Source organism: Rouxiella silvae (assembly GCF_002093625.1).
GTDB lineage: Bacteria > Pseudomonadota > Gammaproteobacteria > Enterobacterales > Enterobacteriaceae > Rouxiella > Rouxiella silvae.
This window is the reverse complement of the sequence record NZ_MRWD01000085.1, coordinates 1-17,078: the sequence shown is the minus strand read 5'-3', so window position 1 is coordinate 17,078 and position 17,078 is coordinate 1. Positions and strand designations below refer to the sequence as shown.

At 46.3% G+C, this 17,078-nt stretch carries 16 protein-coding genes and 3 pseudogenes; 11 read left to right on the top strand and 8 right to left on the bottom strand.

Annotation, left to right across the window (positions count from 1 at the left end; all coding sequences use genetic code 11):
• Window positions 1–128: 128 nt before the first annotated feature.
• Window positions 129–1,220, top strand: coding sequence for an N-acetylglucosamine-6-phosphate deacetylase (nagA, locus tag BS639_RS23190; RefSeq protein WP_084984464.1), 1,092 nt, complete (start codon window positions 129–131; stop codon window positions 1,218–1,220).
• Window positions 1,221–1,420: 200 nt separating this feature from the next.
• On the opposite strand, the gene BS639_RS23185 is transcribed toward nagA, so the two are convergent.
• Window positions 1,421–2,311: a dihydrodipicolinate synthase family protein gene (locus tag BS639_RS23185; protein ID WP_084984463.1), complete on the bottom strand. Its 891-nt coding sequence runs from the start codon at window positions 2,309–2,311 to the stop codon at window positions 1,421–1,423.
• A 44-nt stretch (window positions 2,312–2,355) separates the two neighbouring features.
• Window positions 2,356–3,069: an N-acetylmannosamine-6-phosphate 2-epimerase gene (locus tag BS639_RS23180; RefSeq protein WP_407690326.1), complete on the bottom strand. Its 714-nt coding sequence runs from the start codon at window positions 3,067–3,069 to the stop codon at window positions 2,356–2,358.
• A 143-nt stretch (window positions 3,070–3,212) separates the two neighbouring features.
• Here BS639_RS23180 and BS639_RS23175 point away from each other — a divergent pair, with 143 nt between their 5' ends.
• The 8 genes and pseudogenes from BS639_RS23175 to BS639_RS23140 all read left to right on the top strand — a co-directional run bounded on the left by BS639_RS23175 (window position 3,213) and on the right by BS639_RS23140 (window position 10,540).
• A complete protein-coding gene (locus BS639_RS23175) occupies window positions 3,213–4,085 on the top strand; it encodes an N-acetylmannosamine kinase (RefSeq protein ID WP_084984462.1) in 873 nt (290 codons plus the stop codon).
• Window positions 4,086–4,134: 49 nt separating this feature from the next.
• Complete coding sequence (gene nanQ, locus BS639_RS23170; RefSeq protein ID WP_084984461.1) at window positions 4,135–4,620, top strand: N-acetylneuraminate anomerase; 486 nt, start codon at window positions 4,135–4,137, stop codon at window positions 4,618–4,620.
• A gap of 80 nt (window positions 4,621–4,700) precedes the next feature.
• Entirely contained in the window at window positions 4,701–5,585 is an 885-nt protein-coding gene (locus tag BS639_RS23165) for a MurR/RpiR family transcriptional regulator (RefSeq protein WP_084984460.1), read from the top strand.
• A gap of 342 nt (window positions 5,586–5,927) precedes the next feature.
• Entirely contained in the window at window positions 5,928–7,451 is a 1,524-nt protein-coding gene (locus BS639_RS23160; protein ID WP_084984459.1) for an MFS transporter, read from the top strand.
• 182 nt (window positions 7,452–7,633) lie between these two features.
• Window positions 7,634–7,794, top strand: a pseudogene (locus BS639_RS24820) (transposase); the annotation flags it as partial.
• Between the two features lie 398 nt (window positions 7,795–8,192).
• Complete coding sequence (locus BS639_RS23150) at window positions 8,193–8,939, top strand: SDR family oxidoreductase (protein WP_084984457.1); 747 nt, start codon at window positions 8,193–8,195, stop codon at window positions 8,937–8,939.
• 132 nt (window positions 8,940–9,071) lie between these two features.
• On the top strand, window positions 9,072–9,959 hold the full coding sequence (locus tag BS639_RS23145; RefSeq protein ID WP_206601178.1) for a DJ-1/PfpI family protein: 888 nt from the start codon (window positions 9,072–9,074) through the stop codon (window positions 9,957–9,959).
• A gap of 104 nt (window positions 9,960–10,063) precedes the next feature.
• Complete coding sequence (locus BS639_RS23140; RefSeq protein ID WP_206601177.1) at window positions 10,064–10,540, top strand: YybH family protein; 477 nt, start codon at window positions 10,064–10,066, stop codon at window positions 10,538–10,540.
• Window positions 10,541–10,785: 245 nt separating this feature from the next.
• Here BS639_RS23140 and BS639_RS23135 read toward each other — a convergent pair whose 3' ends face one another.
• From BS639_RS23135 to BS639_RS23125, 3 genes and pseudogenes are all read right to left on the bottom strand, one after another.
• Complete coding sequence (locus BS639_RS23135) at window positions 10,786–11,733, bottom strand: GlxA family transcriptional regulator (RefSeq protein WP_084984466.1); 948 nt, start codon at window positions 11,731–11,733, stop codon at window positions 10,786–10,788.
• Between the two features lie 438 nt (window positions 11,734–12,171).
• A pseudogene (locus tag BS639_RS23130) lies at window positions 12,172–12,468 on the bottom strand (alpha/beta hydrolase); the annotation flags it as partial.
• A 306-nt stretch (window positions 12,469–12,774) separates the two neighbouring features.
• On the bottom strand, window positions 12,775–13,206 hold the full coding sequence (locus BS639_RS23125) for a bifunctional diaminohydroxyphosphoribosylaminopyrimidine deaminase/5-amino-6-(5-phosphoribosylamino)uracil reductase RibD (protein ID WP_084984455.1): 432 nt from the start codon (window positions 13,204–13,206) through the stop codon (window positions 12,775–12,777).
• 308 nt (window positions 13,207–13,514) lie between these two features.
• Here BS639_RS23125 and BS639_RS23120 point away from each other — a divergent pair.
• A pseudogene (locus BS639_RS23120) lies at window positions 13,515–14,138 on the top strand (DUF4942 domain-containing protein); the annotation flags it as partial.
• Between the two features lie 266 nt (window positions 14,139–14,404).
• On the opposite strand, the gene BS639_RS23115 reads toward BS639_RS23120, so the two are convergent.
• The 3 genes from BS639_RS23115 to BS639_RS23105 form a co-directional block, all read right to left on the bottom strand.
• Window positions 14,405–14,755 (bottom strand): DUF1304 domain-containing protein, encoded by a 351-nt coding sequence (locus tag BS639_RS23115; RefSeq protein WP_084984453.1) that lies wholly within the window; start codon window positions 14,753–14,755, stop codon window positions 14,405–14,407.
• A gap of 164 nt (window positions 14,756–14,919) precedes the next feature.
• Window positions 14,920–15,426 (bottom strand): cell envelope integrity protein TolA, encoded by a 507-nt coding sequence (gene tolA / locus BS639_RS23110; RefSeq protein ID WP_173882127.1) that lies wholly within the window; start codon window positions 15,424–15,426, stop codon window positions 14,920–14,922.
• A gap of 135 nt (window positions 15,427–15,561) precedes the next feature.
• Complete coding sequence (locus BS639_RS23105; RefSeq protein WP_084984452.1) at window positions 15,562–16,464, bottom strand: LysR family transcriptional regulator; 903 nt, start codon at window positions 16,462–16,464, stop codon at window positions 15,562–15,564.
• A gap of 127 nt (window positions 16,465–16,591) precedes the next feature.
• Here BS639_RS23105 and BS639_RS23100 point away from each other — a divergent pair, with 127 nt between their 5' ends.
• The gene (locus BS639_RS23100; RefSeq protein ID WP_055776983.1) at window positions 16,592–16,855 is read left to right on the top strand and encodes a DUF2798 domain-containing protein; all 264 of its coding nucleotides are present in this window, start codon (window positions 16,592–16,594) and stop codon (window positions 16,853–16,855) included.
• The last annotated feature ends 223 nt before the right edge of the window (window positions 16,856–17,078 follow it).

Genomic DNA, 17,078 nt, shown 5'->3' with positions numbered 1-17,078 from the left:
TATGTTTACAAAGAGATAGAGTCACTTCGCCTCTCTGCAAACCCTACATGAACTTTTATGAAAATTTATTATATACCTAAGAATATAATAGGATTATTTTTATTAGGTATAACCTTAAGGAAAATACAATGTGGAAAATATTAACCCCATCGGGTTGGGTGAATGGCGTTATACAAGCTGATGAGAATGGCAGAATTGCACAAATTATTAAAAAAGAGGGAGCTTTTAACGGGTATATTATTCCGGGATTTATCGATTTACATGTTCATGGCGGTGGAGGTAAAGATATTATGCAAGGCGGAGATGCTATCAATATAATGAGCCAAACTCACGCCCGATTTGGCACGACTAGCCTTCTGGCTACAACCATGACATCTAGCCCTTCCTCATTGAAATCAGCTTTAAAAGATATTGATTTTTTCATGAAAAAATCACGGTACATCGGATGCTCTCGAGTATTAGGCGTACATTTGGAAGGACCTTTTGTTAGCCCTGACAAACTGGGTGCCCAGCCACCCCATGCACGAAATGCCACAAAGAAAGAAATAGACCAACTTCTTGATTTGGCAGTAATTAAACTTATTACTCTTGCAGCAGAAATCGAAAATAACCGGAAGTTAATCCCATATTTAATTGAACGTGGTGTTTGTGTCCAACAGGGACACACTGCTGCCACTTATCAACAAAGCATGGACGCCATATCACTAGGTGCTACCGGGTTCACACATCTTTTTAATGCCATGAGTGGCCTGGATCATCGCTACCCAGGAGCTTTAACTGCAGCAATGGCACATACCACTTATGCCGAAATAATACCTGATTTTGAACATGTTCATCCCGGGGCAATCCTTGCAGCACGTCGTGCTATTCCCAAACTGTATGCAGTAACGGATTCTTGCTCCGCTGTAGGAATGCCAGCGGGTGAGTATACGCAAGGCGGATATGCAATTTATAAATGCGCAGGTAAAGCTGCCGCTCGATTGAAAAACGGCACATTGGCTGCCAGCACACTCACTATGGATAAGGCATTGCTTAATTTTATTGAATTAGGGTTAACATTAGAAGAAGCATCGTTACGCTTATCCACATATCCAGCTGAATTTCTTGGGATTAAAGATCGCGGCCGCCTTGAAATTAACGCATGGGCAGATTACGTTATACTGGATGAAAGTTTCAAACTTCAGGAAACCGTTATCGAAGGTGTAAGTGTTCCCTTGTGATATCTTACTTTTAGGCGCGTCTTTCGACTCCAGGCTTCAAATGAGATATTTAAGATGCGTTGCTGATTGAATCGACCTGAAAACAGGTCGATTCAATTTAATAAATAACTATTAAATAACGACTAACTCTCCAAACCGCCATTATCTTCTGCAATGCCTCCAGAAAGTAAGCCTTGGCAGAAGATAAGCAAACAGTAGTCCTATAAACCAATAGCATCTCGCATTCTGTTAACAACAACTTGCTTTTGCTCTTTTGTCAGTGCACGTAACGGCAAACGTGGATCCCCCACATCAATACCATGCAACTGCATCGCAGCTTTACCGGCCGCAACACCACCAAACTCAACCAGCACACGAATAAGTTGGATAACACTGTCCATGCCCTTCTGCACAGCTGCCTGATCCCCGGCGTTGAAATCTTTAATAATTTTTTGGAACAAAGGTGCGGCATAGTTATATGTACTGCCGACGGCACCGATTGCCCCTACAGCCAAACCGCCGGGTAAATGTTCGTCCACACCAAACGGAATATCAAACTTTCCGCCGCTGACGCGCAGACAGCGCTGGAATTCGTACAAATCTGCGCTGTTAAATTTTATGCCGGACAAGTTAGGGATCTTAGACTCGGCTTTTATCAGGAATTGTTCCATATCAAAGTTCACGCCGGACATGCCTGAATGGTAGTAATAGAAACCTTTAGAAGGCGCGGCGCTGGCAATCACCTGACAGTAGGCAATCAGGTCATCTACACTGCCCGGCTTAAAGAAACAGGGTCCAATTACCGACGTCGCAAAGATATCCAGAGTCTCGGCGTGGTGTGACAGTGCAATCGCATCTTTGATGCTGAGTGCACCGGTATGCAGAGTGATACTCAGTTTACCTTGTACAGCTTTCACCCAGCGTTCCGCAATCTTTTGGCGCTCTTCGACTGAACAATGGATACCCTCTCCGGTGGTTCCGCAGACGTACACGCCCTGAACACCCTCGTTAATCAAATGTTCTGCAATCTGATCGATAACCTTAAAATTAACCTCACCCTGTGCGTCAAAAGGCGTATGTGGCGCGGCAATCAGACCTGTTAATTTGTTCATATGCTTCCTCGTCAATTTCCAATGAATGAGCGGTCAAACCGCGGTTAATCAGTAATTTTGGCATCTTCATGCTGATTAATTGCCTCATGAAACCAGCCACAAATATGTTCGATACGGGTAATAGCCGAACCCACTGTCACTGCATGTGCACCTGCTTCAATCGCTGCCGCCGCCAGGGAGGGTGAGTTGTAACGCCCCTCTGCAATCACCCTGCATCCTGCTTGCGCTAACTGGCGAACAAGTTCGATATCCGGCTCTTGCGGCACAGGCGTTTGCGTATAACCTGACAACGTGGTGCCGATAAAATCGATACCCTGTTTTTGTGCCCGTAGTCCGTCTTCAAGGCAAGATGCGTCAGCCATCGTCAGGCATCCAGTTTCACGTACCCGCTGATACAGCGCTTCTACCGCAACAGGACGTGGGCGCAGGGTCACATCGAAAGCGATAATGTCCGCACCGGCAGCGCTCAGTGCGTCAACATCTTCCAGCCACGGTGTGATCCGGACCTCAGAGTCAGGAAGGTCGCGTTTGAGAATACCGATGATAATGGCATCAGTGACCTTGCGTACTGCCTTAACATTGCTGATGCCTTCAATTCGTAGACCGACGGCACCACCGTCGAGAGCTGCACACGCCATTGCTGCCACAATCTCCGGTTTATCCATGGCACTATCAGGAACTGGCTGGCAAGAAACGATCAGACCTTGTTCAAGCTGGTTACAGAAATCGCTCAGGTTGCGAATGTTTGTCTTTCCCACGGCTTTAAACTCCAATATTATATTAAAAGTGAAGCGTAACTCCAATAATGGTAGATGTTTTGTTCGCAGGACGCAATGAAGTGATGTGTGTTAGTTATCAGTCAAAGGTTACGTGTTGTTAAATTTAAGTGAGGATCATGCAAATGGGTAAAGCGTTAGCACTGGATATTGGTGGAACAAAAATTGCTGCAGCCCTCGTGGCAGAGGACGGCCAGCTCTCAGACCGCCAGCAGATCATCACGCCACGGGGTGATGCAACACAACTGTCTGCGGCACTCGAAAAATTGATTACTCCCTTTCGTGACAGCGTAGAATTCATTGCCGTTGCTTCTACCGGCATTATCAATAATGGCCGCCTGACGGCACTCAACCCGGCCAATCTTGGCGGTCTGGCAGACTTTCCCTTACAAGACTGCATTCAGTCGATGGCCCATTTACCCATCATTTTGATTAATGATGGCCAGGCGGCTGCATGGGCTGAATATCAGGCTCTGCGAGATGAGTGCAATAACGCCCTGTTCGTCACGGTTTCAACCGGGGTCGGCGGCGGGATTATCTGGAATAAAAAATTATTAATCGGTCAAAACGGGCTCGCGGGGCATATCGGTCATACCGCTTTTGATCCACAGGGGCCAATGTGTGGTTGTGGTCGCCGAGGATGCGTTGAAAGTGTCGCGTCGGGATCTGCAATCGGTGCCGTTATGCATGAAGGCAAAAAAACGATATCCGCAGCCCGGGTTTTTGAGTTAGCCCATTCCGGCGATATTCAGGCACAACAGGTGGTGAACCAGTCAGCGACGGCAATCGCTTCAATGCTGGCAGATATTCATATCGCACTGGATCTGGATGTCGCGATTCTGGGTGGGAGTGTAGGGCTGGCGGAAGGATATCTGGAAAAAGTGATTGCGACACAACAGACGCTACCGAACGTCTACCGCGTCCCTCTTAAACTGGCACACCATCGGCAAGACAGCGGGTTAATTGGTGTTGCGTTGTGGGCCAGAGAAACACTCTGAATTCGGTCATTACTTTATCTTTAAACGATAACTCATCATGAGGTGCTTTATGTTTCACGGTTCTTTAGCACAACCGCTTTTTTTTGACGGATTACCTGAACGTATCCGATGGGTACTGGACTATCTTGCGAAGACACCGTTACAGGAATTGAGCTGTGGCCGCCACGACATTGACGGAGACCTGATGTTTATGAACGTCATGGAGTTTGACGCTCAGCCCGCGCAAAGTAAAAAAGCGGAACTGCATCACGTTTATGCCGATATTCAGGTGCTCATTAGCGGCATAGAAGGAATTGAATATTCACCGTTCACTCCCGAAAAAAATCTTGGCCCCTATCAGGCTGATGATGACTACCAGCTCATTTCTGATATCCCACATAAAAGTCAATTGCACATGTTCCCTGGTATGTTTGCTGTATTTTTACCCGGAGAGCCTCATAAGCCAGGCTGCCAGATTGCAGGCTCAGATACCATCAAAAAAGCCGTGGTAAAACTGCATTATACCCTGCTGAGCGAACCCTGCGGACAGCTTTAAGCTTCACGAAATGAAGCAACTATGTAATGATGTGCACCAGATAAATCACTGTTTCCTTACTTTTTCTCCGAGGTAGCCGCGTGAAAACTGGTGCTCATCATTTTAAACCAGGTAAAATTCTTGATGCCTTGGGTGCAATTCAAAATAGTCTGACACGTTCTTCTCAGCGTATTGCCGTTTATGTCCAATCCGAACCCGCCAAAGTTACCCAACTCTCTCTCTCTGAGCTGTCGTCACTGACCCAAGCGGGTGAAGCGACCATTATTCGTTTCTGTCGTACTCTGGGCTACAAAGGTTTTCAGGACTTTAAAATGGACTTGGCCATTGAAGTGGCAACACGATCCAGCAATGAGGAAAGTTTGCTGGATGCCGATGTTCAGGATGCCGACAGTGCTCAAGCAATAGCGAGCAGATTACAATCTGCCATCAATAATGTGCTGACAGAAACTATTAATCTGCTGTCGTTGGAAAACGTCGAGCAAGTGGCGAAACAGATGCGATCGGCAGACCGCATCTGTATTTTTGGATTAGGCACCTCCGGGATAACAGCCGAAGATGCGAAAAGTAAGTTGATGCGTATTGGTTTACGTGTAGATGCGGCGACAAATAACCACTTTATGTACATGCAGGCTTCACTGATGCAGCCCGGCGATGTCGCCATTGGCATCAGTCACTCAGGAACCTCTCATGAGACGGTGCATGCATTGAAGCTGGCGAAAGAAACGGGGGCCATAACAGTCGCATTGACACATAATATGGGCTCGCGGCTCACCGAAGTGGCTGATTATGTATTAATCAATGGAAACCGCCAGGGACAATTGCAAGGCGATTCCATCGCTACCAAAATTGCGCAGTTGTTCGTTCTAGACCTGATTTACGCTTTGCTGGTGAAAGCTGATCCCATTCAGGCGGAAAAAATCAAACGAAAAACCACCCAAGCAATCAGTCAAAATAATACCAACTAAGCAATATTCTCCCACCTTATCTTTTAAAACTGCGCTGATCTTTTATCAGCGCAGTTTTAAACCTCTTCATTCTGCTACTTGTTCTTCTGACGCCAGAATTTCGACGCCTTTATCACATTTTCATCAGCCAGCGATTGTAATGGCTGGCTGATCTTATACACTCGCAATGGAGTTTAACTCCTCTTTTTATTTATTGGTGGAGTAAAGCGCGGTGCTTTGTGATTGTAACTGTTACACGTTTTGAAATGACGTAATCATAAATAATTAAGCGCTGACTTTGTCTGAACCACCCGAAAATCAATTTCTGCCCGTTCACTGACGGGCCGTGGAGATAGCAACGATATGAGCAATTCAACAGCGCCTCGAGCGAATACGCTAGATATCAGGCCACCTCGTTGGTATAAACAGTTAACACCATCACAGTGGAAAGCCTTTACGGCCGCCTGGATTGGCTATGCTCTGGATGGTTTTGACTTTGTGATAATTACGTTGGTGTTAACGGACATCAAGCAGGAATTTGGTCTGACACTGTTGCAGGCAAGTAGTCTGATTTCCGCCGCGTTCATCTCACGTTGGTTCGGTGGGCTAGTATTGGGCGCGATAGGCGATCGCTATGGTAGAAAGTTTGCCATGATCACCAGCATTGTGCTTTTCTCATGCGGAACATTGGCCTGCGGGCTGGCACCGGGATACACCACACTGTTTATCGCTCGGCTGGTAATTGGTATTGGTATGGCGGGAGAATATGGCTCCAGCTCGACCTACGTGATGGAAAGCTGGCCGAAGAATATGCGCAACAAAGCCAGCGGGTTTCTTATTTCCGGGTTCTCTATCGGTGCTGTGGTGGCTGCACAGGCTTATAGCTTTGTCGTGCCAGCATTTGGCTGGCGCATGCTCTTTTATATCGGTCTATTGCCGATTGTTTTCGCACTGTGGTTACGTAAAAACCTGCCTGAAGCCGAAGACTGGGAAAAATCAAAACAAAAACAGCAGGAAGATAAAGAAAAAATTGATCGCAACATGTTAGATATCCTTTATCGCGGCCGCCTCACTCCCCTCAATATATTGCTCACAATATTTGCTGCTGCTGCGCTTTATGTCTGTTTCGCCGGTATGGTATCAACCGGCCTCATAACAATTTTAGGCATCCTTTGTGCCGCCATCTTTATCTACTTTATGGTACAGACCAGTGGCGAACGCTGGCCAACGGGTGTGATGCTGATGCTGGTTGTGTTTTGTGCTTTCCTTTACTCATGGCCGATACAAGCCCTGCTACCGACTTATCTGAAGACCGAACTGGGATATAATCCGCACACAGTGGGTAATGTGTTGTTCTTTAGTGGGTTCGGTGCGGCGGTCGGATGTTGTGTTGGTGGTTTCCTTGGCGACTGGCTGGGTACCCGTAAAGCGTATGTCACCAGCCTGCTGGTTTCTCAGTTGCTTATTATTCCGCTCTTCGCTATTGGAGGTTCGAATATTCTCGTTCTTGGTGGCCTGCTGTTTTTACAGCAAATGCTGGGGCAAGGGATAGCTGGATTGCTTCCTAAACTGTTGGGCGGCTATTTTGATACAGAACAGCGGGCTGCAGGACTGGGCTTTACCTATAATGTTGGAGCATTGGGCGGCGCAATTGCGCCGATACTGGGCGCGTCTATCTCCCAGCACCTAAGCCTTGGTACTGCATTAGGTTCGCTATCTTTCAGTCTGACATTTGTAGTGATCCTGCTAATAGGGTTCGATATGCCATCCAGGGTTCAACGCTGGATCCGTCCTTCCGGTTTAAGAATGAACGATACCATTGATGGGCAACCTTTCAGCGGTGCGATAAGCACGAACAAGAAAATTCACAAGGCACGCTGTCTATAGTGCCTATTGAATGTCACCACCTATTGTGAAGTGAGAATGGCGCATAGAAAGCCCTTAAGGAAACGCCCAGCTATTGATGTGGGTTTTTCTTATGCGGCCTTTTTTATGGGTGTAGTGGCATACTAAATTTGGCCGCCTGAACATAGGTGATGTGCTCATCTCAGAACATTACAGGTGTCCCAATGAAAAAAAGAAATTTCAACGCAGAGTTCAAACGCGAACCCGCTCAACGGGTTCTTGATCAAAACGATGCCGATGCAGACACAGCCAGCGCTATGGATGTTGACCTTTCCACAATGACACGATGGATAAAACAACTCGACAGGCAAAAACGCCAAAAGCCTGACCTATAACGCCTGAACAATTCTCGCTAACCGGCCCTCGTCAGCTGTCAGCAACCTGTTCATCGATATAATTGATGCCACTACCCAGCGAGACATAACCTTCATCGGCATTTCCTTCAAGCGTGCCGAAACACAAACTGCGTAAACCCTCATATTTTTTCTAAGCTCTTTATTATTGGTTCCTGCTTTATCCATCCTCCCCCGTTTTTCAGCCAACTTGCTATCAAAGCCTGTTGTTATTGAGTGAAATAAAAGTGACCTTTTTTGAGGGTTATACGTCCTTTGAGCCAAAAATCTTATGAGCCATAATTTGCACACAAAATCAATCTTAGCCGAGCGTAATTAAGCGTTTAACCGTCGGCTTGATCTATCACGAAGCACAGAGAGGAACATAAAGATGAGGCTCAAAAATAAGATAGCTTTGATTACAGGCGGCACTAGTGGGATCGGGCTAGCCACTGCAAAACTCTTTATTGCAGAAGGTGCCCGTGTAGCAGTGACAGGTCGAGATGAGGCCGTGTTTGATCGTGTGAAGGCTGAACTTGGAGAGAATGCCATTGTTCTAAAGGGAGATGTATGTTCGATCACGGACATGCGGGCTATTGCAACTGAGATTAAAGATAAGTTTGGCGGTTTGGATATCGTGTTCGCCAACGCAGGGTGGGCTTTCCCCACACCTCTGAATGACATCGACGAAGAACTTTACAGTAATATTATGGACGTAAATGTCAAAGGAGTGGTGTTTACTCTTCAAGCTGTGTTGCCGGAACTGCGAGAAGGCTCCTCAGTAATTCTCAATACCTCATTTGTTGCACAAACCGGCAAACATGGTATTTCGTTAACTGCTGCGGCGAAGGCCGCCGTACGATCACTTGCCCGTAGTTGGTCATATGAATTTCTTCACCGTAAAATCCGCTTTAATGCCATTGCACCCGGGGCAATAAAAACGCCACTTATCACAAAATGGGGTATGTCCGACGAATGGGTTCGAGACCGCATGGACGATTTCGCAAAATCTATCCCTGTGGGTTATATGGGAAAAGCAGAGGACATTGCCTATGCAGCACTCTATCTTGCTAGCGAAGAATCTTCCTACATCGTCGGCACCGAACTGATCGTCGATGGCGGAGCCTCGCAGCTTTAGCTCTCCAACTTTAGATTCAGGGCCCAGCACTTCATTGCGGCTCTTCTAAATCTTAATCGCGCGTCTATCACCCAATTTCCCCGTGATGGACTGTCAATCAGGCCCGACCTAGCAGCTCGTTAAGGGGCCGAAGTGCAAGGAGAAATTATCTTGAAAGACCACAACGAAAACAATGCCGCCAAAGAAAAACGCGTTAGTCTGGACCATTCCCGGCGCAAAATTCTCAAGCTTGGAAGCTTCGCCGCGCTCGGGGCTGCCATGGGTGGAGCAGCATTACTGGGTAAGACAACCCCTTCTCTGGCTAAAGCAAACAGTGGAGGGACATTTTACCCAGGGAAGCTTGCCCCTAATGAAACTCTCAATATTTTGATTGTAAATTACGACGGAGGTACGTTGCTTGATTTCGCAGGTCCTAGTGAAATTTTTCACCGGCTACCCAATACGCACGTTCGTTATGCGAGTCTCAATGGTGGCGACGTGACCCTCGAGTTCGGGGTCAAGTACGGCAATACAGAGCGCTTGGTCGATATTGAGAAAACTGATTTGATCTTGGTTCCGGGCGGATCTGATTTGTCAGCACCAATGCGCCCAGAGTATCAAGCTCAAATCCGACGTTTGGCTGAAAGCGCCAAGTATGTCACGTCAGTTTGCAACGGTTCGCTCGTGCTTGCCGCAACGGGCGTTCTGAACGGGAAGCGAAGCGCGTGCCATTGGGCCTTTATCAACAAGCTGTCAGAATATGGTGCTATTCCCGTGTCAGAGCGTTTCGTAGAAGATGATAATGGCCGTTTTATGAGCGGTGGCGGCGTGACAGCTGGCATCGACTTTGCACTTCGTGTCGCCGCGAAGCTGCGCGGTGAAAAGGCTGCAGAATTTACCCAACTCGCAATTGAATATGACCCAGCACCTCCATTCCACTCTGGTCATCCTAGAGATGCGCGACCAGAAGTAATAGCCATGGTCGACAAAGTCTTACCTGGTGCATCCAGTGGACTCGCACGAATTCCTGGTGTTCGCTGAAACTCGTGCAGGGAAGAATTTTCATGTAGCCATTAACTGACGTCGTTCAAGCCAGTACATTGCCTGCTATATCAGCCCATGTTGATGAAGCACACCATTAATTTATGAACATTCACGGAAATAATCAGATGCTAAAAATGGGTCTTTTTGCTATTGCCTTTGCAGCCACTCTCCCACTTTTTGTGGTAGCCGCGCCAGTGACTAACGGTGTCCCGACACCCCAAATCGAAGCGGCTATCAAAGCCCAGAACGCGCTATGGGCGAAAGCTTACGCAAGAGGCGATAATGAGGCGATAGCTCGACTCTATACAAAAGATGGGTCACTGCTGCCCCCAGGGGGCGAAAAAATTAATGGATCTGCCGCAATTGCAAAATACTTCGCAGGCGCTCCGTCTGATACCCTATCTTTCAGCAATTATGAGTTCTACGGTAACGAACAAGTCGTTAGCGAAATCTCGGATTCAGAGATCCGCAATCAAAATGGAGAGCTCAAGTCGCGTGGCAAACAAATACTCATATTCTTAAACCAGGGCGGTACTTGGAAGTTGCATCGTGATATTTGGAATGATTACGCCTCTTAAATGAAACTTATGAAAATTCGTTGCGTTAGTTAATTCTAATATCAATCGTAATCATGAATTCCATGATTGCATTAATATCGAGGAAATATTCTAGAGGCTAGATCCTCAAATAAGGTGTTTATGTAACACAGCAGTAATCAGTGCGATAATTTAAGCGCTTGCGTGCATTATTTTTTGGCGCGTAAGCGTTCACTGCCATTTATATAAATAATTGAAAAACGCTATGCCAGCGCTCGCAATTACGCTCAGCGATTGCCGATGAGCCTGTTCTCACGTCTAATAGATTGTGGAGGATGTCCATACAGTTTAATGAAAGCTCTTCTCATGCGCTCTGGGTCGGTGAACCCTACAGCTATAGCAATCTGCTCGATAGGTTCACTCCCGTCTTGCAAACGGAGGCGTGCAGCCTCGACGCGTAGGCGCTCGACCGCCCTGGCAGGGGTTTCTCCGGTCTCTCGGCGAAATGCTCGTCCGAATTGTCGCGGACTTAATCTTGCAGCATCAGCCAACCGTTCAACAGGAAGTGCTTCGGCCAAATGTTCTCTGGCAAAGTTCAGAGCGATGCGAATGCGATCCGACTCAGGGTCCATCAGCGACATAGCGGAGAATTGGGACTGACCTCCTGGTCGACGATACGGAACAACCAAGAGCTTCGCGACAGCGCGTGCGATTTCAGCTGACATGTCTTTTTCAATCATTGCGAGTGCTAAGTCTATTCCTGCTGCAATGCCCGCCGACGTCCAAATATTTCTGTCCACGATATAAATACTATTACCCTCGACTTTCGTACGAGGAAAACGTGACTGTAATTGAGCGGTATACCGCCAGTGCGTCGTTGCTCTGAGGTCGTCCAACAATCCCGTTTCAGCAAGCAAAAAAGCCCCAGTACATACACTTGCTACTCGTGAAGTCCGGGAGCACAATTTCCTCGCGGCGGCTATGTTCTCTGATGTCTGCATCGGATCAATATCACCGCCCACGAATATGATGGTGTCAAACGTGCCTGCCCCAACCGATTTTGTTTCAATCGGAAGACCCGAATTGCCAACCACTGGCCCTCCGGACTGAGAGAGAACTTGAAAAGTATAGGGCATCTGACCAGCAGCTATAGCGACTTGATTAAAAGTCGAAAGTGGCCCAGCCAGATCAAGAATATCGTAACCACTGCAAACGAAGAATCCAACTCGATGCATAAAAGAATAAGTATCCGCAAAAACAATCAATAGGCGCATTTTACAGAAAAGCCTTAAATTAAGCCACATACGCCCAATGAGGTTCTGCACTAACAGGATAATTTTTGAAGAGGTTCACCGGCGTTGGGGAAGGCATCTTCAGCCGTTCGAGCTTGAGCCGCGTTATTCAGCCTCATATTAAGGACGAATGTCGTTTGTTTTCCGTCATAGCCGACACGGAAAAACTCTCCAAGACTCACTCCGCTAACTGGCAGTTTCCTCCCTAATCGACACTAGCCTGATTTACACGCGAGTTAATGCATTCCAGCTAATAGGGAATAAAGGTTCTCCCCCCTTTCTGACTAACTCAGCCAATTCTTGAATTTCAGTCTGAGCATGAGGATCAGAACACTTATTGTAAAAATTAACGAATGCTAAATGATTAGTCACATCCAAATATTATTTCAGGTTGGTTTTAAAGAACAATGCCAGCTTGGCAAAAGGTATTAGGTCAGTTCGGTCATACAGATCAACATGGCCAGCCCCAGGCACGATGTACAACTCTTTCGGCTGTCCGGCACGTTGGTAAGCATCTTCGCTAAATTCTTTCGAATGCGCCTGGTCTCCGGTGATGAACAGCATCGGGCGTGGCGAGATTGTGTCGATATCGTTGAACGGATAGAAATTCATAAACTTTCCTATACTGCTCAGCATTGGTTTCGTTGTCAGCTCTTCTTTCTCACCCTGTGGTGTATAGATCACCCGCCATTGCTTCACTTATCAAATCAATGAATCTTACAATGTTGCTCACTCCTTATGATTCCTCACCAAAACCTTGCACCCCAGCTTTTGTTTTATTTTTCTGCATTAGTAATATATTTGACGAATGACTTGCTAGCGCCTTCACTTCGGGGATAGGAAGCGCTCATCTCATTACCTGTGGTTTGAGTTCCCTCACTTGCGCTATTGGCACACAACTGCCAGTACAGTTAACCGGCGGCGAAGAGCTAAAAGCAGAGAGGTCTTATCAGCAGAATTGGCAAGGAGCCGCATACTTGCCGGTCATGATTGAATCAAATATTGGGATAGAAAACTCTCCACTTCTTGTTTCCCAATTCCCAACGTGAAGCTGATGCCTGCATTTTCTAACATATTGAGCCCCTCTCCCCGATTCCCTGGGTGCGGGTCTTCTATTGCAACATAGACGTGTAGTGGCTTTAGATCTGCGAGCGTTAAAGCGCAAGAGGGGGTTCTGCCTTGAAAAGAGCAGGGTTCAAGAGTGACAAAAATTTCACATTCATCAATAGGCATCGTGAGTCTAGAGAGGGCGTCTATTTCGGCATGGTGATGGCCTGGAGAACGCGTAAAACCTTTGGAAACGATGTCTCCGTTATGGACAATCACGCATCCTACCGGTGGATTTGGCCTGCATTCAGGTAATGCTAGCCGGGAGTATTCCAGCGCCAATATCATAAACTGCAGCTTTTCTTCCATAACGCTTTACCCTACCTGATATTATTCGTTTTAGGCCTACAATTTTGAGGCGTAAGCCCTAAATGTCCACTAATTTAGCAGAGTAAAGTAATAAATCTCAGACGTCTGGCCCCTGGATATCCAACTTTTTGTCGCTAGTATTTTCGATCAGTTCGCAAGGAAAGCCGTCCACTAAGAGCGAAGAGCGGAAGTTCAAAATTGCTCTCACCAATTGATAGTGGCTTTATGAAGATCGTGCTGTATTAATCAATCGATAGCAACACAGCCTTATCAGCTATTCATAGCTGCGATTATCAGCGGGTTGCAGGCTGACCAAGCCAGTGAGTGAAGCGATGTCCGCCATTACTCGAAGCATTGATTGTAGTGTCTGGCGTGATCTGATGTTGAAGTCTGGCATGATGGCATTGATGGATGCGCAGGCTCGCGACCAATGGCGGAAAAATCTGGAAGAGGGTGATTTGCTTGCGATTAGTGAGGAGAACATTCTCAGCACATTCGAGCAGTTGCATCACAGCAAACTGGAGGTATTTGAGCGGGGGATTATCAACGTCTATAAGGGGCTGTCATGGGATTACAAAACCAATAGCCCCTGTAGATTGGGAAAGAAGATCATCATCAATAATCTGGTGACTCACAATCATTGGGGCTACAGCCTGAACTGGGGCTGGCGACGAGACCAGTTGATCGATTTGGAACGGATGCTATTTCTGCTGGATGGAAAACTGATCTCTGACAACCGAGGGGATTTCACTAACCGACTGGTGGATCATATCAGTTTACAGAAAGCATCGTATATCTACGAGGACGACTACTTTAGTATTCGCTACTTTAAGAAGGGAACTGCGCATCTGACATTTAAGCAGGCTGAGCTGATTGAGCGAATGAATGATACAATTGCCTTACACTATTCTGGTGTGCTGGCCCGGCGATAATGGGCTGTATTTTCTAACAAATTTATCTGTTGGTATAGATGTTGGTACAAATTTTATCGAACACGATTTTATCCATATAAAACATATGAATACTTTATGTATTCGAATCCTGTAGGGATCATTTAAAATCAATGACTTACCTCGTATTCCTTCCCGCATTAAAATCCAAAAGTGCCAGATAAGTGACCTCCTCAGGCCAAAAAATGAATCCGCGTCCGTCTCAACCCATAAAAACTGAGATCCGCTATTCCTACCCGTAAATCAACTTATTGAAGAAGCAGAGCTGCAATAGCGATCAACGCTGGCAACGCCTGTATATACAGTATTTTTCTGTTGGCAGTGATGGCTCCAAAAATGCCGGCGATGAGCACGCAGATCAGGAAGAAAATCTTAAACTGAAATCCGCTTTCACCTAGCCACACGCCATAAAACAGCCCCGCCGCTAAAAATCCATTGTAGAGGCCCTGATTCCCTGCCAACACTTTTGTTACAGCAGAGAAATCGGCGCTGAGCTTAAACGCTTTGCGGCCTACGTGGGTGTCCCAGAGGAACATTTCAAGGATGAGGATATAGACATGAATAATCGCGACCAACAAGATAAGAACGCTTGATAACATTTTGGACCTCATCGATGTGAAAAACGATTTGATGCAAGTATATGTGTAAGCTAAATCTTTGCCATTCCAGTTTTTTACATTTTGTGAGGCAGAGGGGGCTGTATTCTGCCTATGATCAGATTACTTATTTCAGGAAGTGTTAATGGCGGCGAGCCAATGAAGAATTATTTTTTGATATTCACAAAATTGAAATCCATCGCGAAACTTTTGAAATTTTCATATACGGCGGCGCTAGGGAATTTAGGTAACTTTGCCGTTTTAAGTGCGTGAGTCGCTGCATTACATAAAGCTAAATCTCCACTGATGGTTTTCACCCCTAGTACTGCACCCTCGGGCGACAAATCAATTTTAAGCGAGCATCGTTTTCCCGGATAGAGTGAGGCATCGGTGAATTGTATAGCATTAACTATGCCCATTGCATAATCAGACGATTGCTGGCTTATCATGCTCGCTTCATCTTGCTTTGTTTGCGGAGTCATTTTAGTTGATTGAGTAGGGGATGATGTTTTTTTTAAATAATTACTGAATATTTGCTCTATCGCTTCATTTTCTACTGGTGTTGCTAGCGCTGCATTTGTCGATTGATTTAGCGAACTTGGCGCGCCAGTGTGTGTTTCACAGCCAATGAGTGCGGTCATTAAAGCGAGAATTATAACACTGTATTTTTTCATCAAGCGTCCCTGTGATGTTGTGTACTAAATGGTTGAGTTGATTGTAATAATATCTTATCAAAACATTCAATCTATTACTGACTCCTTTGCGACAGTAATACTCAAGTAAGTTGCCCGTCATTTTATGCCTATTTTTCACATATTATCTTCAAGAAACTCTATAAATGCCCTGACTTTGGCGTTTAAAGCTGAACGTTCGGTTACGCAGGCATAAATATTCATCGGTAGAGCCTCTGCGCAAGCGGCATCATCAGTGTTTGAATTAAATAAGGGGATCAGTTTGCCGCTATCGATCAGAGGTTGGGCAATAAAGCTAGCAAGGCGAGCTATTCCGCCTCCGTTTAGCGCTATTTGCGTAATAATATCGATGTCATCACTCACGAATCCGGGGTTTAGTTTTGCGTTAAAGCGAGTGCCATTGAGTATGAAGGCCCAGGGGAGAAAACGGCCATCCGTGGGATAACGAAACACCAAGCAGGCGTGCTGACTTAGGCAATCGGGTGTGTTGGGAATGCCAGCGCGTTTAAGATAATCAGGTGCTGCGCAAAACACGAAAGGAAGTGAGGCGATGCGGCGGGCAATAAGCTGATCGTTCAACTGTGCCTCTATGCGAATGCTGACATCTACAGATTCCAGACGATGATCAACATTGCGATCGGTGCTGATTATTTCTATTTCAATGTTCGGATAGGCTGCTTTAAAGGCTGGCATGCGCGGTGCGAGCACGTGCCTGCCAAACGCCGCCGTAGTCGCAATGCAAAGTGGCCCGTGCGGCTTGATTTCAACGGAGGCGGCCTGAGAGGCGAGATCAATGTCTTGGGGTATATGGCGTACTTTTTCAAAATAGCGGGAACCGCTGTCGGTAAGCGTCATGCTGCGTGTGGTACGTGAAAGCAGGCGCACGCCCAAATGTGTCTCAAGACGTGAAATACTCTGGCTGACCGCCGCAGCGCTCATACCTTGGGCGCGGGCTGCTGCGGCGATACTGCCGTTCTCAACGACGCGGATATAGGTATTGATCAGTCCCAAAATATCCATCACATCCTCACTGGTTGATTCGTAATTTTTACTTAACAATAATTAAAGCATAACGACCCTACCGCCGTCGCGATTGACTTGTTAGGTTAGTCGCTGTTTTTCAATCATAGTGGAATAGGACTGATCAATGACGCAAAGAATTCTTAATAAAACGGCAAGATTTCGTTTCCCAAAGCACGTTTCGCCTTATGTATTTGCCCTGTATATGGCCACTATCATGGCGTTTCTGATGTGTTTGGTCATCACTTTAGCCGAATTTGGAATGGGTGAGCATTATATGAAAAATGTGATGAATGCCTATCAAGTTGCTATGCCTTCGGCATTTTTTTGCGTGCTCGTCGTGCGCCCCATTGTTGTACGGCTCGTAGGGTGGACCGTGCAAGGACATTGAAGAAAACCCTAAAGCGTTAGACTATTTCTTCCTGACGGCTTCTGTCTGGGATTATCAGGGAAAGAGATTGGAGCCTCATTTGGGGCTCCTGCATTATTTTAACGTAAATAAATGCGGTAAGTACCCTATAAACAAGGGGTTATAGGAATTTTGTTAACAATAAATCAGACCCTCTAATTTAATGACTTATTGAAATTACTTTATAAGTAACAGACTAAAATAC

Bases quoted from the DNA above. Each gene is read 5' to 3' on its own strand.
- nagA (WP_084984464.1), top strand. From the start codon at position 129: ATGTGGAAAATATTAACCCCATCGGGTTGGGTGAATGGCGTTATACAA.
- BS639_RS23185 (WP_084984463.1), bottom strand. From the start codon at position 2,311: ATGAACAAATTAACAGGTCTGATTGCCGCGCCACATACGCCTTTTGAC.
- BS639_RS23175 (WP_084984462.1), top strand. From the start codon at position 3,213: ATGGGTAAAGCGTTAGCACTGGATATTGGTGGAACAAAAATTGCTGCA.
- nanQ (WP_084984461.1), top strand. From the start codon at position 4,135: ATGTTTCACGGTTCTTTAGCACAACCGCTTTTTTTTGACGGATTACCT.
- BS639_RS23160 (WP_084984459.1), top strand. From the start codon at position 5,928: ATGAGCAATTCAACAGCGCCTCGAGCGAATACGCTAGATATCAGGCCA.
- BS639_RS23150 (WP_084984457.1), top strand. From the start codon at position 8,193: ATGAGGCTCAAAAATAAGATAGCTTTGATTACAGGCGGCACTAGTGGG.
- BS639_RS23140 (WP_206601177.1), top strand. From the start codon at position 10,064: ATGAACATTCACGGAAATAATCAGATGCTAAAAATGGGTCTTTTTGCT.
- BS639_RS23135 (WP_084984466.1), bottom strand. From the start codon at position 11,733: ATGCATCGAGTTGGATTCTTCGTTTGCAGTGGTTACGATATTCTTGAT.
- BS639_RS23125 (WP_084984455.1), bottom strand. From the start codon at position 13,206: ATGGAAGAAAAGCTGCAGTTTATGATATTGGCGCTGGAATACTCCCGG.
- BS639_RS23115 (WP_084984453.1), bottom strand. From the start codon at position 14,755: ATGTTATCAAGCGTTCTTATCTTGTTGGTCGCGATTATTCATGTCTAT.
- tolA (WP_173882127.1), bottom strand. From the start codon at position 15,426: ATGAAAAAATACAGTGTTATAATTCTCGCTTTAATGACCGCACTCATT.
- BS639_RS23105 (WP_084984452.1), bottom strand. From the start codon at position 16,464: ATGGATATTTTGGGACTGATCAATACCTATATCCGCGTCGTTGAGAAC.
- BS639_RS23100 (WP_055776983.1), top strand. From the start codon at position 16,592: ATGACGCAAAGAATTCTTAATAAAACGGCAAGATTTCGTTTCCCAAAG.